This is a genomic window from Methylorubrum salsuginis (genome assembly GCF_900114375.1).
In the GTDB taxonomy this organism is placed as follows: Bacteria; Pseudomonadota; Alphaproteobacteria; order Rhizobiales; family Beijerinckiaceae; genus Methylobacterium; species Methylobacterium salsuginis.
This window is the reverse complement of sequence record NZ_FOSV01000012.1, coordinates 31,920-53,113: the sequence shown is the minus strand read 5'-3', so window position 1 is coordinate 53,113 and position 21,194 is coordinate 31,920. Positions and strand designations below refer to the sequence as shown.

The 21,194-nt window shown below is 71.1% G+C and carries 21 protein-coding genes and 2 tRNA genes; 13 read left to right on the top strand and 10 right to left on the bottom strand.

Features of this window, described 5'->3' with window-relative positions; all coding sequences use genetic code 11:
* Nucleotides 1-106: 106 nt before the first annotated feature.
* Nucleotides 107-1,033: a hydroxymethylbilane synthase gene (hemC, locus tag BM140_RS14990; RefSeq protein ID WP_091947813.1), complete on the bottom strand. Its 927-nt coding sequence runs from the start codon at nucleotides 1,031-1,033 to the stop codon at nucleotides 107-109.
* 251 nt (nucleotides 1,034-1,284) lie between these two features.
* On the opposite strand from hemC, the gene BM140_RS14985 reads away from it, so the two are divergent.
* Nucleotides 1,285-1,360: transfer RNA gene (locus BM140_RS14985), tRNA-Lys, on the top strand.
* A gap of 489 nt (nucleotides 1,361-1,849) precedes the next feature.
* Here the strand turns inward: BM140_RS14985 and BM140_RS14980 are convergent.
* Nucleotides 1,850-2,365 carry a c-type cytochrome gene (locus BM140_RS14980; protein ID WP_207549463.1) on the bottom strand — a complete coding sequence of 172 codons (516 nt, stop codon included), beginning with the start codon at nucleotides 2,363-2,365 and terminating at the stop codon, nucleotides 1,850-1,852.
* Between the two features lie 218 nt (nucleotides 2,366-2,583).
* On the opposite strand from BM140_RS14980, the gene BM140_RS14975 reads away from it, so the two are divergent.
* Genes BM140_RS14975 through mnhG form a run of 6 tightly spaced genes read left to right on the top strand, consistent with a single transcriptional unit; the run spans nucleotide 2,584 to nucleotide 8,605 of the window.
* The gene (locus tag BM140_RS14975) at nucleotides 2,584-5,529 is read left to right on the top strand and encodes a monovalent cation/H+ antiporter subunit A (RefSeq protein ID WP_244535444.1); all 2,946 of its coding nucleotides are present in this window, start codon (nucleotides 2,584-2,586) and stop codon (nucleotides 5,527-5,529) included.
* A complete protein-coding gene (locus BM140_RS14970) occupies nucleotides 5,529-5,897 on the top strand; it encodes a Na+/H+ antiporter subunit C (RefSeq protein ID WP_091947803.1) in 369 nt (122 codons plus the stop codon). The genes BM140_RS14975 and BM140_RS14970 overlap by 1 nt, the downstream gene beginning before the upstream one ends.
* Nucleotides 5,894-7,489, top strand: a complete 1,596-nt coding sequence (locus BM140_RS14965; protein WP_091947800.1) for a monovalent cation/H+ antiporter subunit D — start codon at nucleotides 5,894-5,896, stop codon at nucleotides 7,487-7,489. The genes BM140_RS14970 and BM140_RS14965 overlap by 4 nt, the downstream gene beginning before the upstream one ends.
* The gene (locus tag BM140_RS14960) at nucleotides 7,486-7,986 is read left to right on the top strand and encodes a Na+/H+ antiporter subunit E (protein WP_091947797.1); all 501 of its coding nucleotides are present in this window, start codon (nucleotides 7,486-7,488) and stop codon (nucleotides 7,984-7,986) included. The genes BM140_RS14965 and BM140_RS14960 overlap by 4 nt, the downstream gene beginning before the upstream one ends.
* On the top strand, nucleotides 7,983-8,267 hold the full coding sequence (locus tag BM140_RS14955; protein WP_056244093.1) for a K+/H+ antiporter subunit F: 285 nt from the start codon (nucleotides 7,983-7,985) through the stop codon (nucleotides 8,265-8,267). The genes BM140_RS14960 and BM140_RS14955 overlap by 4 nt, the downstream gene beginning before the upstream one ends.
* On the top strand, nucleotides 8,264-8,605 hold the full coding sequence (mnhG, locus tag BM140_RS14950) for a monovalent cation/H(+) antiporter subunit G (protein ID WP_091947793.1): 342 nt from the start codon (nucleotides 8,264-8,266) through the stop codon (nucleotides 8,603-8,605). Before BM140_RS14955 ends, mnhG begins: the two co-directional genes overlap by 4 nt.
* Nucleotides 8,606-8,609: 4 nt before the next feature.
* On the opposite strand, the gene BM140_RS14945 is transcribed toward mnhG, so the two are convergent.
* Nucleotides 8,610-9,635 (bottom strand): patatin-like phospholipase family protein, encoded by a 1,026-nt coding sequence (locus tag BM140_RS14945; RefSeq protein ID WP_091947791.1) that lies wholly within the window; start codon nucleotides 9,633-9,635, stop codon nucleotides 8,610-8,612.
* 198 nt (nucleotides 9,636-9,833) lie between these two features.
* Nucleotides 9,834-9,909: transfer RNA gene (locus BM140_RS14940), tRNA-Ala, on the bottom strand.
* Nucleotides 9,910-10,031: 122 nt separating this feature from the next.
* On the opposite strand from BM140_RS14940, the gene BM140_RS14935 reads away from it, so the two are divergent.
* Together BM140_RS14935 and BM140_RS14930 are read left to right on the top strand one after the other, a co-directional pair.
* Nucleotides 10,032-10,322 carry a YggT family protein gene (locus tag BM140_RS14935; RefSeq protein WP_091947788.1) on the top strand — a complete coding sequence of 97 codons (291 nt, stop codon included), beginning with the start codon at nucleotides 10,032-10,034 and terminating at the stop codon, nucleotides 10,320-10,322.
* Nucleotides 10,323-10,517: 195 nt separating this feature from the next.
* The gene (locus BM140_RS14930; RefSeq protein WP_091947785.1) at nucleotides 10,518-11,564 is read left to right on the top strand and encodes a MaoC family dehydratase; all 1,047 of its coding nucleotides are present in this window, start codon (nucleotides 10,518-10,520) and stop codon (nucleotides 11,562-11,564) included.
* A gap of 66 nt (nucleotides 11,565-11,630) precedes the next feature.
* Here BM140_RS14930 and BM140_RS14925 read toward each other — a convergent pair whose 3' ends face one another.
* The 6 genes from BM140_RS14925 to cobF form a co-directional block, all read right to left on the bottom strand.
* Nucleotides 11,631-12,260 carry a helix-turn-helix domain-containing protein gene (locus BM140_RS14925; RefSeq protein ID WP_091947781.1) on the bottom strand — a complete coding sequence of 210 codons (630 nt, stop codon included), beginning with the start codon at nucleotides 12,258-12,260 and terminating at the stop codon, nucleotides 11,631-11,633.
* 136 nt (nucleotides 12,261-12,396) lie between these two features.
* Complete coding sequence (locus tag BM140_RS14920; RefSeq protein WP_091947778.1) at nucleotides 12,397-12,603, bottom strand: hypothetical protein; 207 nt, start codon at nucleotides 12,601-12,603, stop codon at nucleotides 12,397-12,399.
* 19 nt (nucleotides 12,604-12,622) lie between these two features.
* A complete protein-coding gene (gene thiD / locus BM140_RS14915) occupies nucleotides 12,623-13,429 on the bottom strand; it encodes a bifunctional hydroxymethylpyrimidine kinase/phosphomethylpyrimidine kinase (RefSeq protein ID WP_091947774.1) in 807 nt (268 codons plus the stop codon).
* A gap of 122 nt (nucleotides 13,430-13,551) precedes the next feature.
* Nucleotides 13,552-14,283: a thiamine phosphate synthase gene (gene thiE, locus BM140_RS14910; protein ID WP_091947771.1), complete on the bottom strand. Its 732-nt coding sequence runs from the start codon at nucleotides 14,281-14,283 to the stop codon at nucleotides 13,552-13,554.
* Nucleotides 14,284-14,416: 133 nt separating this feature from the next.
* The gene (locus tag BM140_RS14905; RefSeq protein ID WP_091947766.1) at nucleotides 14,417-15,703 is read right to left on the bottom strand and encodes a COG3904 family protein; all 1,287 of its coding nucleotides are present in this window, start codon (nucleotides 15,701-15,703) and stop codon (nucleotides 14,417-14,419) included.
* Between the two features lie 205 nt (nucleotides 15,704-15,908).
* Nucleotides 15,909-16,667, bottom strand: a complete 759-nt coding sequence (cobF, locus tag BM140_RS14900; protein ID WP_091947763.1) for a precorrin-6A synthase (deacetylating) — start codon at nucleotides 16,665-16,667, stop codon at nucleotides 15,909-15,911.
* A 517-nt stretch (nucleotides 16,668-17,184) separates the two neighbouring features.
* On the opposite strand from cobF, the gene BM140_RS14895 reads away from it, so the two are divergent.
* The 4 genes from BM140_RS14895 to BM140_RS14880 all read left to right on the top strand — a co-directional run bounded on the left by BM140_RS14895 (nucleotide 17,185) and on the right by BM140_RS14880 (nucleotide 21,162).
* Nucleotides 17,185-18,456 carry a nucleotide disphospho-sugar-binding domain-containing protein gene (locus BM140_RS14895; protein ID WP_091947760.1) on the top strand — a complete coding sequence of 424 codons (1,272 nt, stop codon included), beginning with the start codon at nucleotides 17,185-17,187 and terminating at the stop codon, nucleotides 18,454-18,456.
* Nucleotides 18,457-18,521: 65 nt separating this feature from the next.
* Complete coding sequence (locus tag BM140_RS14890) at nucleotides 18,522-19,835, top strand: glycosyltransferase (RefSeq protein ID WP_091948116.1); 1,314 nt, start codon at nucleotides 18,522-18,524, stop codon at nucleotides 19,833-19,835.
* Nucleotides 19,832-20,776, top strand: a complete 945-nt coding sequence (locus tag BM140_RS14885) for a class I SAM-dependent methyltransferase (protein WP_091947757.1) — start codon at nucleotides 19,832-19,834, stop codon at nucleotides 20,774-20,776. The genes BM140_RS14890 and BM140_RS14885 overlap by 4 nt, the downstream gene beginning before the upstream one ends.
* A gap of 62 nt (nucleotides 20,777-20,838) precedes the next feature.
* Entirely contained in the window at nucleotides 20,839-21,162 is a 324-nt protein-coding gene (locus tag BM140_RS14880; RefSeq protein WP_091947753.1) for a hypothetical protein, read from the top strand.
* The last annotated feature ends 32 nt before the right edge of the window (nucleotides 21,163-21,194 follow it).

Below are 21,194 nucleotides of genomic sequence, written 5' to 3'. Positions count from 1 at the left end.
GTCTGCGGCCCCACGCGGCGAGGGGCCGTCGATGCGATCGGTCGGAGGGGTCGAGCGCATCGCAGGGCCGCGCCCGCGGCCCGGTGAGGCCCAACCGGCGTCGGCGCTATTTCAGATGCGCGAAGTACACGTCGCCCGCGGCGCGCTTCAGTTCGGCGCCGGCTTCCCGCCCGATCGCGGCGGCGTCGGCAGCGGCGCCCTCGCGATGGACCGCCCAATGGCGTGAGCCGTCCGGCAGGAACAGCAGGCCGTCGAGGCTGATGCGATCCCCCTGCACCTGGGCCAGCGCGGCGATCGGCGTGCGGCAGGAGCCGTCGAGTTCGGCGAGCAGGCCCCGCTCCGCGTCGAGGGCCGTCGTGGTCGTGGAACAGGCGACCGGCGCCAGCAGCGCGCGGATCGCCTCGTCCCCCGCCCGACACTCGATGCCGAGCGCACCCTGGGCCACGGCGGGAAGCATCTCCTCGACGGAGAGGACGGAGCGGGCCACGCTCTCCATGCCGAGCCGCTGCAGGCCCGCGAGCGCCAGCAGCGTCGCGTCGCACTCCCCCGCCTCCAGCTTGCGCATGCGGGTGTTGGCGTTGCCGCGCAGGGGAACGATCGTCAGATCCGGCCGATGCATCAGCACCTGCGCCCCGCGGCGCAGCGACGAGGTGCCGACCCGCGATCCCGCCGGCAGATCCGCGAGGCAAGTGGCCGCGCCCGCCGTGAGAAACGCGTCGCGCGGGTCGTCCCGCTCCAGGATGCAGGCGATGACGAGACCGTCCGGCAGCCAGGTCTCCACGTCCTTCATGGAATGGACCGCGACATCGATCGCGTCGGCGAACAGCGCCTGCTCCAGTTCCTTGGTGAACAGACCCTTGCCGCCGATCTCGGAGAGCGGGCGGTCGAGGATGCGGTCGGCCACCGTCGAGACGACGACGATCTCGGTCTCCAGGCCGGGATTGGCCGCAACGATCCGGTCACGGACCATTCCGGTCTGCGCCAGCGCCATGGGGCTGCCGCGGGTTCCGATTCGCAAGGGACGTACGCTCATCCTTCGCCTCTAGCCGAGACTGCGCCCCCCGTCACGCGGGCGCGTGCGACTCCTCCCCGTCTCCCCGAAATCCTGTCCGTCTCCCTGAAGTCCTGCGGCCCGTGCAACCGCCCCATGCCTCCGGCCCTCCGGCAAAGGTTCCCGGCAAAATCTTCGAACCACCGGGTAGACAGCCGTCCCGGGCGTTGCTAGTAGCCCGTCACCGCAGGGGATTGGTGGCCCGGCGGGACGGCTTCGGAAGCGAAGCCGAGGGGCGCATAGCTCAGTTGGTAGAGCAGCTGACTCTTAATCAGCGGGTCCTAGGTTCGAACCCTAGTGCGCCCACCAAACACTCCTCAGATGCCGATCGGTCAGACCCCCTCCTTAGCGGAGTCGTTGGGTCGCGAGCGCATCTCCTGACATCCCGTTCTTCATCGGTAGGGCTGGTGACGGCGCCTGCCGGCCATGCGGCCGACTTTGGCATTCAGCCTGTTGCGATTGCTGTGCTGAAGGTGCGGCGGGCCCGACCCGTGATGGTCGCCGACGCCCGCCACCGGCCCCTTCGAGAGGCCGATCCGCAGCAGGCATGAGCGTGTGGGAATCGGTGTCGCCCGGCAAGCGCCGCCGTTCCTCCGACCGACGCATCGGCGTGGATGCCCCCTACGGCCCACGGCGGCGCGCTCGTCGTACTGGCCCGGCCTATCGATACCCGGCACGAAGCTCTGAGCGTTGCCGGGGGCGGCTTGGCCGCAATGCGCCGAGGAACGCTCGGACATCGAACAAGATGCCGCCGCGACGACGGTCATCCCGAAGTCGCCCACCGAGACGACGGCGCCGTTACGGCTCTCGGGGGGCCGGCTGCCGTTCTGGTTGGGTCGCAACCTCTGCCGCGAGGCTCCGGGTCCGCAGGAAGGCGATGAGGTCCGCCCGGTCGAGCGCGTCGGGCAGCCCCGAAAAGTGCATGCTCGTGCCCGGCACCATCGCGGCCGGCGCGGTGAGCCAAGCGTCCATACGCTCCGGCGTCCAGACGCCGCCGAGGGACCGGAGCGAGGCGGTGTAGCCGAACCGTCGGCTGTTTCCGGCGACGGGCTTGCCCATCACGTCGAACAGGCCCGGACCGTTCCGGTCGCCCGCGCCCCGCTCGATCGTGTGGCAGGCGGCGCAGCGGCCGAACAGGCGCCCGCCCCGCTCGGCATCCGCCACCCGCATGAGGTCGTCGAAACGCGGCGCCTCGCCGAGGGACCGGCGACGCTCGCCGCCCTCGTCGGAGCACGCGCCGAGGAAGACGGCGAGCGTTGGCAACAGGAGGGGGAACAGGGGCGGCAGCCGGTGGATCATGGGTCCGAACCTCATAGCCGCCTCGGGTTCGAAACGCATGCGCCCCGGTGTCGATGCGCACGCCGGATGCGGTACGCCCCGCCTCTCGTTCTGCTAGAAGCGCCCTGTCCTCGACGAAATGCCCGCAAAACCGCCGATTCCGGCGGCGAGCGGGGTTGCGCGAGGCGTTGCGACCCCGATGGATGACGGCGCCGCCCGGAAAAGGCGGCGCCCGGACCCGCGAGCCTCGTTCTTTGCCCTCAGCCTCGACGCCTCAGCTGCTCGTCGCGCTCGCCGCGATCCTGCCCTTCCTCGGCAGCCTCGTGGCGGTTTGCCTGCCGGGCTCGGCGCGCAACGCGGCCGCCACGGTGGCGGGGGGCGTGATGCTGGTGAGCCTCGCCTGCGTGGCCAGCCTCTATCCGCTGATCGGCGACACCCCCGTCACCGTGGCGGTAGACTGGCTGCCGACGCTGGGCGTCCGCCTGATCCTGCGGCTCGACCGCTTGGCGTGGCTCTTCGCCATGCTGGTGCTCGGCATCGGCGCGCTGGTGGTGCTCTATGCCCGCTACTACATGGCCGCCGCCGATCCGGTGCCGCGGCTGTTCTGCTACTTCCTCGCCTTCGTCGGTGCGATGCTCGGCATCGTGCTCTCGGGCAACCTGATCCAGCTCGTCGTCTTCTGGGAGCTGACCTCGGTCGTCTCGTTCCTGCTGATCGGCTATTGGTCGGACAACGCCTCCGCCCGCGACGGCGCCCGCATGGCGCTCACCGTCACCGCCGCCGGCGGCCTGTGCCTGCTCGTCGGCATGATCCTGATCGGCCGGATCGTCGGCAGCTACGATCTCGACACGGTGCTGGCGTCGGGCGACGCGATCCGCAACAGCCCGCTCTACTTGCCCGCGCTGATCCTCGTGCTCGCCGGCGCGCTCACCAAGTCGGCGCAGTTCCCGTTCCATATCTGGCTGCCCCGCGCCATGGCGGCGCCGACGCCGATCAGCGCCTACCTCCACTCCGCCACCATGGTGAAGGCCGGCATCTTCCTGATGATCCGGCTCTGGCCGGTCCTGGCCGGCACCGAGGCCTGGTACTGGATCGTCGGCGGGCTGGGCATGGCGACGATGCTGGTCGGCGCGTGGTCGGCGATCTTCCAGCACGACCTGAAGGGCCTGCTCGCCTACTCGACCATCAGCCATCTCGGCCTGATCACGCTGCTGCTCGGGCTCGATTCGCCGCTCGCCGTGGTCGCCGCGATCTTCCACGTCGTGAACCACGCGACCTTCAAGGCCTCGCTGTTCATGGCGGCCGGCATCATCGACCACGAGACCGGCACCCGCGACATGCGCCGCCTCTCGGGCCTGTGGCGGGCGATGCCTTACACCGCGACGCTCGCCATGGTGGCCGCCGCCGCGATGGCCGGCGTGCCGCTGCTCAACGGCTTCCTGTCGAAGGAGATGTTCCTGTCGGAGGCCGTCGACAACGCCGGCGACCACCCGCTCCACTTGGCGCTCCCCGTGCTGGCGACGGTGGCCTCCGCGTTCACCATGCTCTACTCGCTGCGCTTCATCCGCCAGACCTTCTTCGGGCCGCCCCCGCACGACCTGCCGCACGCACCGCACGAGCCGGTGCGCTGGATGCGCATCCCGATCGAAGCCTTGGTGCTCACCTGCATTGCCATCGGCCTCGTGCCGAACCTCACCATCGGCCCGGTTCTGGCGGGCGCGGTGCGGGCGGTGCTGGGCGAGCGCACCCCCGATTACAGCCTCGCCATCTGGCACGGCTTCAACGCGCCGCTCGCCATGAGCGTCGCGGCCCTCGTCGGCGGCGTGGCGCTCTATTTCGTCTTCGGCAAGCGCATCAACACCAATCCCCGCGGCGGCCCCTGGCTGATGGACCGGCTCGACGGCGGCTGGCTGTTCGAGCGCTCGATGACCGGCCTCGTGCGCGGCGCCCGCTGGCTGGAAGCGCGTCTCGGCACCGAGCGGCTCCAGCCGCAACTGCGCATCCTGTTCCTGACGGCACTGACGGCGGCCCTCGCCGCGGGCGCTGCCCGCGGGCTCGACCTGACGGCGCCGGGGCGCCTCACCCCCTTCGATCCGGCCTTCGCCCTGATGTGGCTGGTGGGTGCGGCCTGCGCCATCGGCGCGGCGGAACGGGCGAAGTACCACCGGCTCTCGGCGGCGATCTTCGTGGGCGGCGCCGGCCTCGTCAGCAGCCTCACCTTCCTCTGGCTGTCGGCCCCCGACCTCGCGGTGACACAGATCCTCGTCGAGATCGTCACCACCGTGATGCTGCTGCTAGGGCTGCGCTGGTTGCCGAAGCGCGACGAGGCGATTCCCGTTCCGGCCTCGGAGGAGGCACGGGGCAGGCGCCGCCGCCTGATCGATCTCTGCATCGCCGGCCTCGTCGGCTTCGGCCTCGCCGGGCTCGCCTATGCCGTGATGACCCGTCCGGCGGTGGACGGCATCAGCCGCTGGTTCGTCGAGGAGGCCTATCCGCAGGCGGGCGGGCGCAACGTCGTCAACGTGCTGCTGGTCGATTTCCGCGCCTTCGACACGCTCGGCGAGATCTGCGTGCTCGGCGTCGTCGGCCTCACGGTGTTCGCCCTGCTGCGCCGGTTCCGCCCCGCCCCCGACAGCCTGGAGCGCCCGGCGCAACAGGTCCGCTACGACGCCTATGACCACGCCCGCGAGGGCCGCGAGCCCGGCCACACCACCGCCGACGCATTGCTCGTGCCCCGCGTGGTGACGACGTGGCTGTTCCCGTTCATCGTGCTCCTCGCGCTGCACCTGTTCCTGCGCGGCCACGACCTGCCTGGAGGCGGCTTCGCGGCGGGCATCGCCATGACGGTCGCCTTCATGCTGCAATACATGGCGAACGGCGCCCAATGGGTGGAAGAGCGCCTGCGCATCCAGCCGATCGCCTGGATCGGCGCCGGCATGCTGATCGCGGTGCTGGCGGGGGCGGGCTCCTGGCTGTTCGGGCGCCCCTACCTCACCGCCTTCTTCACCTATTGGAAGCCGCCGGTGCTCGGGAAGGTGCCGGTGGCGAGCGCGCTGGTGTTCGATCTCGGCATCATGGTCCTCGTCGTCGGCGCCAGCGCCCTGATGCTGGTGGCGCTGGCCCACCAGTCGCTGCGCCGCACCCGCGCCGCGGAAGCCGAGGCCGAAGCGAGAGCGGATGCCGGGAAGGAGCCCGCCTGATGGAGTTCGTCCTGTCGGCCGGGATCGGCATCTTCGCCGCCTCCGGCGTGTGGCTGATGCTGCGCCCGCGCACCTTCCAAGTCGTGCTGGGCCTCTCGCTGCTGAGCTACGCCGTCAACCTGTTCATCTTCGCCATGGGCCGCCTCACCGTCGGCGCGCCGCCGGTGCTCGGCGCCATACCGGAGATCGTCTCCGTCGACGATCCGGTGCCTCAGGCGCTGGTGCTCACCGCTCTCGTCATCGGCTTCGCGCTCACCGCCCTGTTCCTCGTCGTCCTGCTGGCCGCCCGCGGCGTCACCGGCAGCGACCACGTCGACGGCCACGAGCCGCATCGCGCGGAACCGCATCCGGGAAACCCCCATCCATGACCGGCCCCGTCGCCATCACACAGGCGAGCACGTGGTCCGACCACCTCGTCGTCCTGCCGATCGTGCTGCCGATCGCGGTCGCGGGCGCGATGTTCCTGATGGACGAGCGCCGCCGCGAGCTGAAGGCGGGCTTGAGCCTCGTCACGATGCTGGTGCTGCTCGGCATCGCCCTCGTCCTCCTCGGCCGCGCGAGCGAGGCGGCGGACGTCTACCGCCTCGGCAACTGGGCCGCGCCCTACGGCATCGTGCTGGTGGCCGACCGGCTCTCGGCGATGATGCTGGTGCTCGCCGCGATCCTCGGCCTCTGCGCCCTCGTCTTCTCCTTCGCCCGCTGGGGCCGGGCGGGTCCACGCTTCCACGGCCTGTTTTTGCTGCTGGTGATGGGCGTGAACGGCGCCTTCCTCACCGGCGACCTGTTCAACCTGTTCGTGTTCTTCGAGGTGATGCTGGCGGCTTCCTACGGCCTCGTCCTGCACGGCTCGGGCGAGACGCGCATCCGCGCCGGCCTCGGCTACATCGCGGTCAACCTCGTCGCCTCGCTGTTCTTCCTCGTCGGCGTCAGCCTGATTTACGGCACGACCGGCACCCTCAACATGGCCGATCTCGCCCGGCGCCTCGCGGCGCCTCACTTAAGCGAACTCGGCCTGTTCGAGGTCGGCTGCGCCGTGCTCGGGCTTGCCTTCCTGATCAAGTGCAGCGCGTGGCCCCTCGGTTTCTGGCTGCCGACCACCTATGCGGCGGCCAGCGCCCCGGCCGCGGCGATCCTCGCCATCCTCAGCAAGGTCGGCGTCTACGTCGTGGTGCGCCTCAGCCTGCTGCTGTTCGGCGAGGGGCTGTCGGCCGGCTTCGGCCAGACGATCCTGTTCGCCGCGGGGCTCGCCACCATCGCCTTCGGCACCGTGGGCATCCTGGCGGCGCGCGATCTGACCCGCGCGGCGGGCTACGCCGTGATGATCTCGTCCGGCACGGTGCTGGCCGCCCTCGGGACGGGAAGCGAGCGGGCCTTGTCGGGGGCGCTCTACTACCTCGTCGGCTCGACGCTGGCCGCCGGCGCCCTGTTCCTCCTGGCCGAAATCCTCCAGCGCGGCCGCGACCCGGCGGAAGCCGGAAAACCGGTCTTCGCCGACGAGTACCGCGACCCGTTCGACGATCCCGAGGCGACCGAGGTCGGCCGGGCGATCCCCTCGGCGGTGGCGATTCTCGGCATCGGTTTCCTGGTCGCGACGCTGATGCTGGCGGGCGTCCCCCCGCTGGCCGGCTTCGTGGGCAAGCTCGCGATCTTCTCCGGGCTGACCGGCGGGGCGATGACGGCCTCGACCTGGGGGCTGATCGCGGCGCTGACGCTGTCGAGCTTCGGCACGCTGATGCCGCTCGTGCGGCTCGGCATCTTCAGCCTGTGGGTGCCGAGCGACGACCCCGCGCCGGTCCTGCGCGCCCCCGAACTTTTGGGAATTGCCGGCCTGCTCCTCACCTGCATGGCGCTCGCCCTGTGGGGCGGCCCGGTATTGGCCTATGCCGACGCCACCGTGGCGTGGCTGTCCCAGCCGCAGGACTACGTCCGGGCCGTGCTCGGCGAAGGAGGTGTCCGGTGAGCCGCCTTCTGCCCCATCCGCTGCTCTCGTTGGCCCTGACGCTGACATGGCTGCTGCTCAACGCGCCGCCGACCCCCGGCAACGTCCTCCTGGCCCTCGCCGTCGGCCTCGCGGTGCCGGCGGTGATGCGGGCGCTGGAACCCCGCCCCGTGCGGCTGCGCGCGCCCTCCGCCATCGCCCGGCTGATCGGCATCTTCCTCTACGACATGGTCCGCTCGAACATCGACGTGGCCCGCGTCGTCCTCAATCCCCGTCCGTGCGAGCGCCGCACCGGCTTCATCACCGTGCCGCTGGAACTGCGCGAGCCCGCCGGCCTCACGGTGCTGGCGGTGATCCTCACGGCGACCCCCGGCACGCTCTGGGTGCAGTACGATTCCGACACCGGCTGCCTGCTCCTACACGTCCTCGACTTCACCGAGGACAGCGACTGGGAGGCTCGGATCAAGGACCGCTACGAGCGCCCCCTTCTGGAAATCTTTGCGGGAGTTTCGGCATGACCAGCGTGACGATCCTCGATTGGGGCCTCGGCCTCGCCCAGGGCATGCTGGTCCTGGCGATGGCGCTCGCCGCGTGGCGGATGCTGCGCGGCCCCCGCGCCCAGGACCGGATCCTCGGTCTCGATACGTTCTACCTCAACGGCATGCTGGCGATCGTCGTCCACGGCATGCGCACCGGCAGCGGCCTGTATTTCGAGGCGGCGCTGATCATCGGCATGATCGGTTTCACCGCCACCGTAGCCCTGGCGAAGTTCCTGATGCAGGGCGAGGTGATCCAGTGAACGGCGCCGAACTCCCGATCTGGGCCGCTTGCCTCGTCGTGCTGCTGACGGTCACCGGCGCAGGCTTCGCGCTCGTCGGCGCGCTCGGCCTGATCCGCCTGAAGACCTTCTACGAGCGCGTCCACGCCCCATCGCTCGGCGCGACGCTGGGGATGGCCCTGATCCTGTGCGGCTCGATGCTGCTGCTCTCGCTGATCGAGGACCGCCTCGTCCTGCGCGATGCGCTGATCGGCCTGTTCTTCACCGTGACGACCCCGGTGACGCTCCTACTGCTGGCCCGCACCGCCGCCCACCGCGACCGCTTCGAGGGCAATCCTGACGCGCCGCCGGAGGTTTGAGGCGTCACACGCTCTCGTAGACGAACCGCCCTCCCCCCGCGGGCGCCCGCTCGAGCCGCTCCATCCCCAGCGTCATGTCCCGCCGCCCGGCCTCCCACCGGTCCCGGATCGACGACGGCGAGAAGTCGAAGCTCTTGGCCGCCAGCTGGTCCGCCCCGGCCTTGTAGGTGACGTGCAGCAGCCGCACCGCGGGCCCGTCCGGCTCCAAGCGCTCCCGTAGCGCGTATTCCCGCGCGAGCCCGGCGATGGCCCGCCGCCCGGCGCTGGCAAAGATCAGATCGTTGGCCCGCTCCAGCACCGCATCGAGGGATTGGGGCCGCGGCGCGCTCAGGCTGAACAGGTCTGAGGCGATGCACAGCAGGTCGCGCTCCGGCTCGGGCGCGAACAGCGGATCGAGCGGCAGGTTGTTGGTATAGCCTGCATCGCACAGCAGCCGCCCCTCCACCTCGACCGGCGGGAAGGCCGGCAGGATCGCCGCGCTCGCCAGGATGTGCTCGGGCACGACCCGTTGGCGCTGGGTGTCGAAAAACACCTCCTCCCCGGTCGTGACGTCGACGGCGCCGACCGTCAGCCGGGTCTCGCCGCCGTTCAGCCGCTCGAAATCGACGAGGCGGTTCAGCGTGGCGCGCAGCGGCGCGTGGTCGAACAGCGCGACGTCGTTCGGCATCCACGGCAGCGCCGACCACAGGCCGGGCAACCGGTGCCGGAAGATCGCCGGTCGGCCCCAGGCCAGCGCCAGCAGGGCGTGCAGGGCATTGGAATATTGCCGCGGCTTGAGCATCGGCTCGCCGCTCAGGCCCGTGTGCTGGGTCGCCTCGTCCCAGAACTCCCGCAGCCGCGCCACGCGCCGCTCCGGCGGGTTGCCCACAATGATCGCGGCGGTGATCGCCCCCATCGAGGCGCCGACCAGCCAGCCCGGACGAAGCCCGCGCGCCTCCACCACCTCGAACACGCCGGCATGATACGCCCCGAGCGCGTTGCCGCCGCTGAGAACGAGCGCGACGTCGCGCAGGCGTGGGATGTCGTGCATGCGAAGCGTCGTGCCTTCCGTGGGCGGGGTCGCGACGGGGAAGGCCGTGAGGACGCTCGAGGTTTCCCAGGGCTCTGCCCTGGACCCGCGAAAGGACTTGTCCTTTCGAAACCCGAACTCTCGATCTGGACGATTGTGGACTGAGGTAAAGACCCTCTAAGTCCTTGCCACCTTTGGTCTCTCGCCGAGCGAGGAACCTGGTGGAGCTGAGGGGATTCGAACCCCTGACCTCCGCAGTGCGATTGCGGCGCTCTCCCATCTGAGCTACAGCCCCGTCCCGAGGCGGGTGCCTTTTAGGCTTGTCCGCTTCGCTCTGTCAATTCCGGAAATGACCCGCGAGCCCCGCGCATCCCGCGCCGGGTCGGAACGCGGGCGGCGAGGACCGGTACAGCCCGCATGAACGCCCTTCTCTGGCTCATCAACACCGTCATCCAGCTCTACATCTACATCCTCATCGCGAGTGCCGTGCTGAGTTGGCTCGTGGCGTTCAACGTCGTGAACGTGCGCAATCCGATCGTCTCGCAGATCGGCGAATTCCTCTACCGGGTCACCGAGCCGGTGCTGCGGCCGATCCGCAACCTCCTGCCCAACCTCGGCGGCGTCGACATCTCGCCGATCATCCTGATCCTGCTGCTGCTGTTCGTGCAGAAGCTCATCACCGACCTCTACATCCAGATGGTCCTCTGACCGCTCGGCTGGGAATCGGCCCGAGCGTGGCATTGCGCTGCGCCCGGACCCGTTGCTAGAGCGTCAGTCCGAAGGGTGGTCGCTGGCCGCAAAAAGCCGAGGCGCCACAAGGGCCTGAACCTCGGTTCTGGATACGATATCCAGAAGCGGGGCTCGGGCGGCGGACAACGGACGACGAGGGCTGAGGACGCGAGAATGAAGACCAATCCGGGCCGCTTCTTCGAGGATTTCCGCCTCGGCGAAACCATCCGCCACGCCACCCCCCGCACCGTCACCACCGGCGACGTGGCGCTCTACACCGCCCTCTACGGGCCGCGCTTCGCCGTGCAGTCCTCGGACGCCTTCGCCAAGGCCCTCGGCTATCCGGCGAGCCCGCTCGACGACCTGCTCACCTTCCACGTCGTGTTCGGCAAGACCGTGCCCGACGTCTCGCTCAACGCGCTGGCCAATCTCGGCTATGCCGAGGGCGGCTTCCACCGCCCGGTCTATCCGGGCGAGACGCTCTCGACCGTCTCCGAGGTGATCGGCCTCAAGGAGAGCTCCAACCGCCAGACCGGCGTGGTCTACGTGCGCTCCACCGGCTCCGATGCCTCGGGCCGGACCGTGCTGAGCTATTGCCGCTGGGTGCTCGTGCGCAAGCGCGATCCCGAAGCGAAGATCGCCGAGGAGCATGTGCCGACGCTCGCCAAGGTCGTCGATCCGGCCGACCTCGCCAAGGCCCTGCCGCCGCTCGACGCCTCCGCCTACGACACGGCGCTCGCCGGCAGCCCGCATCTCTTCGGGGATTACGCGGTCGGCGAAAAAATCGACCACGTCGACGGCATGACCGTCGAGGAGGCCGAGCACCAGATCGCCACGCGCCTGTTCCAGAACACCGCCAAGGTCCATTTCGACGCCGTCGCGACGAAGGAGACCAAGTTCGGCAAGCGGCTGATCTACGGCGGCCACGTCATTTCGCTCGCCCGCGCGCTCAGCTTCAACGGGCTCGCCAACGCGTTCGCCATCGGCGGCATCAATGCCGGGCGCCACGTCGCCCCGCTGTTTGCCGGCGACACCGTCTACGCGTGGTCCGAGGTGCTGGAGACGGCGGAACTCCCCGGCCGCACCGATATCGGGGCGCTGCGCCTGCGCACCATCGCGGCCAAGAACCAGCCCTGCGGCAACCATCCGGGCCGCCAGGGCGACGGCTACGACCCGTCGGTGATCCTCGATCTCGACTACTGGGCGTTCATTCCGCGCTGAAGCAGGCACGGCACGGCGCTCGACGCCGTGCCGCTTTCATCGTGAGGCGATCCGCCGAAAGGCGGATCACTCCATCACCGCGGCCTTCATGATGACCACCATGGTGGCCCGGCCCGGCCCCTCGCTCACGCAGCGCACGCTGTGGGGCCGGTCGCAGCGGTAGCGCAGGGTTTCGCCGGGCCCCGCCCGCTGCACCTCGCCCGCGACCTCGACGGCGAAGGTGCCCTCCGTCACCGAGAGCGACTCGACCGAGCCGCGCTGATGCGCATCGGAATCGAGCACGCCGCCGGGATCGGCGGTGACGTCGTACCATTGCAGCCACTCGACCGTTTTGATCCAGCCGATGATGGCGAGCCGCACCTTGCCGTCCTCGGAGACGAGGCGCGGAGTGTCGGCGCGGGAGAAGCGCTCGATGAACGGCTCCTCGTCGGAGGTGGCCAGCACCCGCTCGATCGACACGTCGAGCGCCTGGCTCAGGCGCCAGATGGTGGCGAGCGTCGGGTTGGTCTCGTTGCGCTCGATCTGGGAGATGATCGACTTCGCCACGCCGGATTGCTCGGCGAGTTCGGAGAGCGAGAGGTTGTAGGCCTTGCGCAGGCGCTGGATCGTCTTGCCGAGCTGACCCGAGAGCACCTGCGCGCCGCTCGCCAGATCCTTCGGCCGTCCGCGCTCGAGGCTTGCCGTGATGTGCTGCATCCTGCCGATCCGCCGATGCGGGGCCTGCCGGGGCGATAAGCCGATCCGGCGCTCGGGCCCACGCGTCACTTCAAGGAGATCGTTCCTTTATCCGAACGGACGTTTGCTTTGTCAAACGCAATCGGCGCGGCAACACCTAACGTTTCGACCCCGACGGCTTCGCCCAATCCGGCCGCAGGATCATCCGGCCCTCGTAGCCGTCATAGCCGCCGCTATAGGTGAAGCGGCTCAGCGCCAGCCGATTGCGGGTCTCGGTCGAGGGTTCGCCGGTCCGCGGCGCGTGGCGGCCCGCGCCGTGGTGGCGGCGGCCGTGCTGTCCGTCCCTCGTCGGCGGTTTCACCATTCCTCTGCTCCGTTCCGGCTCACTTCCACAGGGCGTAGAAGTGGTGCAGCGGTCCGTGGCCGTGGCCGACCGGTATGCTGTCGGCGGCGCGGATCGCCTCGGTGACGTAAGTTTTGGCGTGCCCCACGGCTTCGACAAGGCCGAGCCCGCGGGCAAGGCCAGCCGCGACCGCCGCCGACAGGGTGCAGCCGGTGCCGTGGTTGTTGCGGGTCTCGATCCGCGGAGCGGCGAAGCGGCGGACCGTTCCGTCGCGGCCGAGCAGGTGATCGACGCTCTCGCGGCCCTCGCCGTGGCCGCCCTTGATCAGCACCGCCCGCGCCCCCCGCTCCAGCAGGCGCCGGGCCTGCCCGACCGCCTCGTTCTCGTGTTCGGCCTCAGGCTCGCCGAGCAGCGTCGCGGCCTCGGGAAGGTTCGGGGTGACGACGTCGGCGAGCGGCATCAACTCGGCCCGCAGCGTCTCGACCGCCTCTTCCGAGATCAACCGGTCGCCCGAGGCCGCGATCATCACCGGATCGAGGACCACGGGGACGGTGGGGGCGTGGCGGCGCAGGCTCTCGGCCACCGCGCGGATGACCTCGGGGCTCGGCAGCATGCCGATCTTCACCGCACCGACCTTGAGGTCGGAGAAGACCGAGTCGATCTGCGCGGCGATGAAGTCGGGCGGCACCGCGTGGACGCCCTGTACGCCGGTCGTGTTCTGCGCGGTCAGCGCGGTGACGACGCTGGCGCCGTAGACGCGCAACGCCGCGAAGCTCTTGAGGTCGGCCTGGATGCCGGCACCGCCGCTCGAGTCCGATCCGGCGATGGTCAAGGCGATGGCGGTCATCCGAGGGCCTCCCTGTTCTTGGCGAGTTCTTGGCGAGTGTTTGGCGAGTCCTTGCCGGTGCTGTAGCCACGCCCGCTCCTCACATCGGTCCCCATGCCGGTCCGGCCAGGGGGGCCGCGGAGTCAGGCCGTGCGCGCGGACAGAGCCTCGTCGATCCGGGCGCGCAGGTCGCGCGCCCGCCCTTCGGTGTCGCCGCCCTTGAACAGGGCGCCGATCAGCGCCACGCCGTCGGCGCCCGCGCGGATCACCGAGGCCGCGTTGCCGGCATCGATCCCGGCGATGGCGCCGAGCGGCAGCCCCTGGCCCCGGGCGAGGCGGGCGCGGAACACGATCCGCTGCAGGCCGTCGAGCCCGACCGGCGGGTCGGGGTTGTCCTTGCTCGTGGTGGCGAAGACGCCGCCGATGCAGGCATAGTCGATCGGCAGGCGATAGAGTTCGTCCGCCTGGGCGCCGTTCTTAACCGTCAGCCCGATGATCGCCTGCGGCCCGAGGAGCCGGCGCGCCTCTTCCGGGTGGAGATCGGACTGGCCGAGATGCACCCCCTCGGCGCCCGCCGCCAGCGCGAGGTCGACCCGGTCGTTGATCAGAACCGGCACGCGGCCCGCCACCGCCGCGCGGATCGCGCGGATGCGGGCGAGCGCGGCGCGGGCATCCGCGATGTCCTTCTCGCGATACTGCAGAAGGGTCGCCCCGCCCGCGACCGAGGCCGCGGCGAGGTCGGCCAGAACCGCGCCGTCGCCGCCCAACACGCCGACATCGAGGAGGCCGTAGAGGCGTAGATCGACCGCGACCGGCGCGGCCGGGCGCCCGAGGCCGAGCCCCGCGCCGGTTCCGCTAGCGATCCCCAGGCTCATGCCTTCCGTCCCCACTGTCTCGTCCCGGATGTCCGGTCTTCCATGGGTCTAGAGCATCGGCCCGAAAGGTGGCTACCGGCTTTCGAAAAAAGCCGATGGGCACGGAAACGGAAAGGATCGAGCGTCCGCCGCCTCATTCGGCCTGGGCGGTCACATGCGCCAGGGCCGGCTCGGGGAAGAGCAGCGGGTGCAGGGCCGCCGCCGCATCGTCGGCCGGAAGGGCCAGAGCCGCGGCGAGCGCGCGGCGCAGGCCGGCGCAGTCGCGGGTGGCGCGTGACGCCGGGATCGAATCGTCCGGCATCGCCTCGGCGAACGATGCGTTCGACAGGGCGGCGCGGGCGGACGCGCGTTCGGCCTCGCCGATTCCGCTCCGGGTCAGCACGGCGCCGATCCCCTCGCCGGCCGCCGCGCAGGCCGGGGCCCGGTCCGGCTCGAACCGGTCCAGCAACCGGAGGGTCAGCTGGCCCAGGGCGACGAGGGTGGCGGGCTCGGCCGGTCGCAGGGCGCCCGCGACGGCGCGCGCCGCCATGCGCCGTATGCCGTCGTAAGCCGCGCCCTCGGAGCGGCCCTGGGCGTAGCCGTCGAGATACCACGCGGAGATCGCGCGGATCAGAGCCGGCGCCCGCGCCTCGACATCCGCGAGCAGCGGCACGTCGCGCAGGACGACCGCCCGAGCGTGGTCCGGGTCGGAGCTCTCGTCGAGGGTGGAATCGGGAAAGCGATAGGCATCGACCACCCCGGTGGCGACGCGGGCGGCCACGAGGCGGGCGGTGTCGGGAATCATCAGGTCGTCCGGCCGCACCTTCAGAGCGGCATCGACGAAGGCGGGTTCGAGCCCGGCCTCGAGATAGGCGGCGCGCTCCGGCGTGCTGTCGGCCGCGACCTCGATCCCGAAGGGACCAGTCTCGTAGGGCGCATGGAAGCCGAGCCGCGCGCCCTCCAGAACCAAGCGCTCGCGTCCGCGCACGAAGGCCAGGGTGCAGGCGGAGACGCAGTAATCCGGCACGTAGGTGACGAGGCCGCGCCGGGCGATCAGCGCGCCGATGGCCGCGCCCTCGTCCACGAGCCCGCCCTCGCTCGTCAGATGGATGCGCTCGACGCTCCCATGCGCGTCGAGGAGCCGGGCCAGGCGTTCGGCCACGCCTTCGGTGAGTTCGCCGGCCAGCCGCACATCGCGGCCTCCCGGCCCGAGGACGATGCGGGTGGGCGCCGATTCGGGCGGGGCGCCCCCTGATTCGGAGATCGGCGCCCGCGACACGATCCCGGTGGGATCGATCGCGCCGTGCACCGGCCCGTGCCCGCCGGGCAGGGCGACGAGGGCCAAGGCCAAAGCGCAGGCCAGACCGGCGGCGCGGCCTGCGGCAGCCCCCCACGGGATCGGTTTCGAGCCGCGCGAGAAAAGCCGCGAGCCAGCCGCCATCGTCGCCCCCACACGTCCGGATCGTTGTCCGACCCGGCCAGTGTCCCTTGTGGATTCGGCGAAGCAAGGCCCCTGCCACGACCGAATCGCGGCCGGGGTCAGGCCGTATCGCGACGGCCACAGCGGGAAGAAGGAAAGGCCTGCCGCGGGTCGGAAATGGCGGCGATGTTTCCCAGGGCCGACACTCTGTCGCAGGCTGGCGGCCTCACGCCTCCGGCGGCATCAGCAGGTAGATGTCCATGATCCAGCCGTGGCGCGCCCGCGCCTCCCGGCGCAGGCGACGGATTTCGTCCGCCACGTCGCCGAGACGGCCGCTGAGGAGAAGTTCGTCCGGCGTGCCGAGATAGGCGCCCCAGTAGATCGCGAGATCGGGCGCGAGCCCCTCGAAGCGCGGGTCGCCGTCGAGCATCACCACCGTGGCGCCGTCGATGCCGCCGGCCTCGCGCAGGCGGCGGCCGGTGGTGATCCGCACCGGCTCGCCGATCCGGTGGAGCGGGATGCGGTGGCCGGCGGCGAGCGCCTGGACGCTGGTGATGCCCGGCACGACCGAGACGTCGAAATCGAGACGGCCGCGGGCGCGCACGCGATCGAGGATGCGCAGGGTCGAGTCGTAGAGAGCCGGGTCGCCCCAGACCAGGAAGGCGCCCTGCTCGCCCTCGCCGAGATGCGTCGCGATCAGGTCTTCGTACAGGCCCGCGCGGGCGGCGTGCCAATCGTCGACCGCGACGCCGTAATCGTCGGGGCGGCGGTCGCGCTCCGGGTCGGGCGCCTCGACGAAACGGAGGCCGGGCCGCTCGCGGTAGCGCTCGCAGATCGTCCGGCGCACGGCGTTGAGGCCGGACTTGGCCTCGCCCTTGTCGAGGGCGAAGACGACGTCGGCCGCGTTGAGCGCCCGGATGCCCTGAAGCGTCAGGTGCTCCGGATTGCCCGTGCCGATGCCGATGAGATGGATTGTTGTCCGCACGATCGCCGCGTCCCGACCGGGGTGCGTCGACCCCGAAGATGGCTCCCCGGAAACGGGAGCGATGGAAGCGGCTTCTTAAACGTTCGGGGTCAGAAAGGGAGGGTCGGCGGGGATCAGCCGACCAGGGCGGTCAGGCAGACGCCGAACAGGGTGACGAAGGACATCGTCGCCATGAACTTGATGTCTTCGATGCGCTGGCTCATCGTTCTCTCCATCCGCCGGCCCGCTGGCCGCCACATCCGTTAAGTAACTCCTAATCTGTCCCGTCGGGATGGTGCGGTGCGTTTCGTCACCGTGACTCACACAATCCCGGGCTCTCGCCGACGAAACATCCTTAACGGTTTATGAACAGTCCCGAGACTTGCCCATCGCCGTTCCGGGACTGGCGAACGCGCGATCGTGCGTCGTGGTTTCAGCTCGGCGGTTGCGGCCGCCGGTGACACGCGCCCTTGCGTCCCGGCGAGCCGGCGCGCAGGAAGGCGCCGTCCCGGGCACGAGGCCCCTGCCGAACACATCCATGGCGCATCTCGCCTTCGTCGCGCCGCCCTTCCTCGGCCATCTCAACCCGATGCTGGCGCTCGCCGCGGAGCTGGAGCGGCGCGGCCACCGGGCGACCTTCCTGCACATGGCCGACGCCGCCCGCCTCGTGGAGCCGCGCGGCCTCGCCTTCCGGCCGCTCGGCGCGTCGAGCCATCCGCCCGGCTTCCTCGCCGAGATGACCCGCGGCCTCGGGCGCCTCAACGGGCCGTTCGGGGTGCGCCGCACGGTGCGACGGGTCGCCGGCATCACCGACATGCTGTGCCGCGAACTGCCCGCCGCGCTGCGCGAGATCGGCGCCGACCTCGTGGTGTGCGATCAGGTCGAGGCGGCGGGGGGGCTCGTCGCGATGCATCTCGGCCTGCCGCACGTCTCGCTGGCGAGCGCCCTGCCGATCAATTGGGAGGCGGCGGTGCCGCCGATCTTCACGCCCTGGCGGCCCGCTCCGTCCGTCCTGCCCGCGTCCTGGGCGGTGACGCGCAACCGCGTCGGTTATCGCGCCAGCGCCTACCTCATGCGCCCGATCGGATCGGTTGTGATCGAGTACGCCGATCGGTGGAATCTCGGGCCCCGGCGGCGGGTCGATCACGCGCTGTCGGCGTTCCTGCAAATCTCGCAGACGGTCGCGGGCCTCGAATTTTCGCGCGAGCGGCTGCCGCCGGTCTTCCACTATGTCGGGCCGATCCGCGGCCCCGCGCCGCCCGGGCCCGCGCTGCCCCGCGACGGGCGCCCCCTCGCCTACGCGTCCCTCGGCTCGCTCCAGGGCGGACGGTTCAGCCTCTTCCGCCGCTTCGCCGAGGCGACCGAGCGGGCCGGCATGCAGCTCGTCCTCACCCATGCCGGAGGCCTGACCGAGGCGCAGGTCGCCCGCCTGCCGGGACAGCCGCTGGCTTACGACTTCCTCCCGCAGGCGCCGATCCTGCGCGAGGCGTCGGTCGCGATCCTGCATGGTGGGCTCAACACCGTGCTCGATGCCTGCGCCGCGGGCGTGCCGGTGGTCGTCGTGCCGATCGCCTTCGAGCAGGGCGCCATCGCGGCGCGGGTGGAACAGGCCGGCGTCGGCATCGCCCTGCCGCGCTGGCGGCTCTCGGCGGGTTCGCTGGCCGATGCGGTCCGCCGCCTGCGCGACGAGCCCGGCCACCGCGCCGCGGCGGGTCGGCTGCGCGACGAGATCGCCGGGGCGGGCGGTGTCGCGCGCGCCGCCGACCTCACCGAGACGCTGCTGCGCACCGGCCAGCCGGTTCCGGCCTGAGCCCGGCCTTTCGCCGCCTGGGTCTGGCGGCTACAGCAAGGCGGGGCAGGCAGGATATTTTGAAGGTGGATGACCGGGCAAGCGAGGCGGGGCGCACACCTCGCGCCGTCCTCGTCACCTTCGGCACGCGCGGCGACGTGCTGCCGTTCTGCGTGCTGGGCCGGGCACTGGCCGAGCGCGGCCACGCGGTCCGCCTCGTCACCACCAGCGACTATCACCGGAGCGTTCGCGGCTTCGGCCTGGAGCCGGTGGAGACCGGGGAGGGTTTCGAGGCCATCCTGAAGGACCCGCGCTTCGAGCCGCTTTTTCGCAACTACCTCGCCGCCGGCCTCTCGACCCTGCCGCTGATCGGACAGCTGCGCCGTGCCCTCCAGGACCGGCTGACGGCGTTGATCGAGACGAGTCTGGCCGAGATGCGCGGCGCCGACATCGTCGTGTTCAATCCCTTCGCCTTCTTCGCCGGGCCGCTGGCGCGGGAACTCGGGATTCCCGCCGTGCGGGTGATGTGCCAGCCGCTCCTGCCGACCCGCACCATGTCGGCCTCGCTGTTCGGCGGCGCCGACCGCGGCCGCATCGAGAATCGCCTCAGCTACGAAGCCTTCCGGCTGCTGTCGCTGTTCGGACGCCGCTCCTTCGCCGAGATCCGCCGCCGTCACGGCCTCGGCCGCGGCCTGCGGGCGCTCGCCAACCCGCTGACCCGGAATCTCGGCGACCTGCACCACATCGCCGCCTGGAGCCCGGCGCTCAGCCCCGACCCCGGCGACTGGCCGATACCCGCGCTCCTGACCGGCCCGTGGCAGGCGCCGCCCGATCCGAGCGCGCGGCTGGGCGAGCATGTCGAGGTCTTCCTCGGCGCCGGCCCGCCGCCGGTCTATATCGGCTTCGGCTCGATGTTCTGGGGCGCCAAGCGCAACACCGAAGTGGTGCTGCGCGCCCTCGAAATCTGGGGCGGCCGGGCGATCCTCCAGACCGGGCCGGGGGGCTTGCAACCGCCGCCGGACCTGCCGCCGACCATCGCCCATACCCGCCACGCGGACCACGGCCTGCTCTTTCCCCGCGTCGCCGCCGTCGTCCATCACGGCGGCGCCGGCACCACCGCGGCGGCGCTCCGCGCCGGGCGCCCGAGCGTGATCCTGCCGCTGCTGGGCGATCAACTGTTCTGGGGCCGGCGCGTCGCGGCCCTCGGGGCGGCCGAGGAGCCGGTGCCGCTGCGTCAGGTCAAGCCGGAGGAGCTGGCCGCGCGCATCGCCCGCGCGGTGTCCGATGCCGACATGGCGCGGGCCGCGGCGGAGATCGGCCGGCGTCTGGCCGCCGAACCCGGTGTCGCCATGGCCGCCGACCGGATCGACGCGATCGCCCGCGAGAGGATGCACCCATGAGCGAGCCCGCTCCCCCCCTGTGTCCCGTGACCGGCGAACCGGCCGTGCGGCGGGTGCAGACCGTCGATGCCCGGTTGCTGGCCGCGCTCTGGCGCATCGTCCACCGCGCCGATCCGCGCCCGAGCTTCCGCGGCGCCACCCGCTTCGGCCTGTGGGAATCGCCGACGGGCCTGACCTTCTTCGATCCCATGCGCGCCGGGGATGCGGGCTTCTATGCCGGCTTCTACCGCAGCCGTTTCATGCGGGGGTATCTGCACGATCCCGCCCGGGCCGAGTTCGGGCTCGCGGCGGAGCGCATCGCGCCGGGGGCTCGGGTGCTCGATGTCGGCTGCGGTTTCGGCACCTTCCGCCACCGCGTACCGCAGGCCGAATATACCGGCCTCGATCCGCATTTCTCCGGCGATCTCGCCAAGAACCCTTGGGCGCGGGCTCAGACGCTCGCCGCGCATCTGACGGAACGCTCCGGGGTCTATGACGCGGCCTGCGCCTTCCAAGTGATGGAGCATGTCGAGGACCCGCTCGCGCTGATGCGCGAGATGGCGGCTGCCTTGCGCCCCGGCGGCCTCGCCTTCGTCGGCGTGCCGCACGTGCCCTCGGCCCAGACCCGCATCCCCAACTGGCTCACCAACGCCGTGCCCCACCACCTGACATGGTGGACGGAACGCGCGCTGCGCGCCCTCGCCGAGCGGGCCGGGCTGACGGAGGCCGAGGTGCTGGTTTCGCCCTGGTCGCGGGGCGACGTGTTCGTGCATTGGCTCGCCCGCCTCTCCCCGGTGAAGGCGGACACGCACCATTATCGCCACGCCGCCGCCTGGCACCTCGCGCCGCTCGTAGCCGCGCTCCCGGCCTATCTGGCGAGCCGGGTCATGCCGCTGCCGAAGCCGGGGAGCGACGAGGGCGTCTCGCTGCTGCTGGTCGCGCGCAAGCCGGGCCTCGCTTGACGGGAGGCCGGGGGCTCGGGGAAAAGCCGCCGGGAATGGCGGCAGGATCGGGGACGCGGGGAATGACGATCCGGACGGGCACGATCTTCTGCGTGATCGGCCTCCTCGGCGGCCCGGCGCTCGCCGCCCCCTGCACGCCGCCCGCCCCTCCCCCCGCGGAGGCGCGCCCGGACAAGCCCAAGCGCCCGGAAAAGCCCGCCTGCCTCGACGCCAAGGGCGGCTGCCCCGGCTGGGAGGCCTACAGCTTCAACGACGCCGTGAAGGCCTACAACGCGCAGATCCAGACCTACCGGCCGCTGGCCGAGGCCTATCTGCAGACGCTGAACGCCTACGTAAAGGCCGCGAGCGACTACGCGCAATGCGAGGCGAAGGCGCTGCAGCCGTAGCGGCGTCCTCTTGGCTGCGGTAGGCTCGCGCT

Bases quoted from the DNA above. Each gene is read 5' to 3' on its own strand.
- hemC (WP_091947813.1), bottom strand. From the start codon at position 1,033: ATGAGCGTACGTCCCTTGCGAATCGGAACCCGCGGCAGCCCCATGGCG.
- BM140_RS14980 (WP_207549463.1), bottom strand. From the start codon at position 2,365: ATGAGGTTCGGACCCATGATCCACCGGCTGCCGCCCCTGTTCCCCCTC.
- BM140_RS14970 (WP_091947803.1), top strand. From the start codon at position 5,529: ATGGAGTTCGTCCTGTCGGCCGGGATCGGCATCTTCGCCGCCTCCGGC.
- BM140_RS14965 (WP_091947800.1), top strand. From the start codon at position 5,894: ATGACCGGCCCCGTCGCCATCACACAGGCGAGCACGTGGTCCGACCAC.
- BM140_RS14955 (WP_056244093.1), top strand. From the start codon at position 7,983: ATGACCAGCGTGACGATCCTCGATTGGGGCCTCGGCCTCGCCCAGGGC.
- BM140_RS14945 (WP_091947791.1), bottom strand. From the start codon at position 9,635: ATGCACGACATCCCACGCCTGCGCGACGTCGCGCTCGTTCTCAGCGGC.
- BM140_RS14935 (WP_091947788.1), top strand. From the start codon at position 10,032: ATGAACGCCCTTCTCTGGCTCATCAACACCGTCATCCAGCTCTACATC.
- BM140_RS14930 (WP_091947785.1), top strand. From the start codon at position 10,518: ATGAAGACCAATCCGGGCCGCTTCTTCGAGGATTTCCGCCTCGGCGAA.
- BM140_RS14925 (WP_091947781.1), bottom strand. From the start codon at position 12,260: ATGCAGCACATCACGGCAAGCCTCGAGCGCGGACGGCCGAAGGATCTG.
- BM140_RS14920 (WP_091947778.1), bottom strand. From the start codon at position 12,603: ATGGTGAAACCGCCGACGAGGGACGGACAGCACGGCCGCCGCCACCAC.
- thiD (WP_091947774.1), bottom strand. From the start codon at position 13,429: ATGACCGCCATCGCCTTGACCATCGCCGGATCGGACTCGAGCGGCGGT.
- thiE (WP_091947771.1), bottom strand. From the start codon at position 14,283: ATGAGCCTGGGGATCGCTAGCGGAACCGGCGCGGGGCTCGGCCTCGGG.
- BM140_RS14905 (WP_091947766.1), bottom strand. From the start codon at position 15,703: ATGGCGGCTGGCTCGCGGCTTTTCTCGCGCGGCTCGAAACCGATCCCG.
- BM140_RS14895 (WP_091947760.1), top strand. From the start codon at position 17,185: ATGGCGCATCTCGCCTTCGTCGCGCCGCCCTTCCTCGGCCATCTCAAC.
- BM140_RS14885 (WP_091947757.1), top strand. From the start codon at position 19,832: ATGAGCGAGCCCGCTCCCCCCCTGTGTCCCGTGACCGGCGAACCGGCC.
- BM140_RS14880 (WP_091947753.1), top strand. From the start codon at position 20,839: ATGACGATCCGGACGGGCACGATCTTCTGCGTGATCGGCCTCCTCGGC.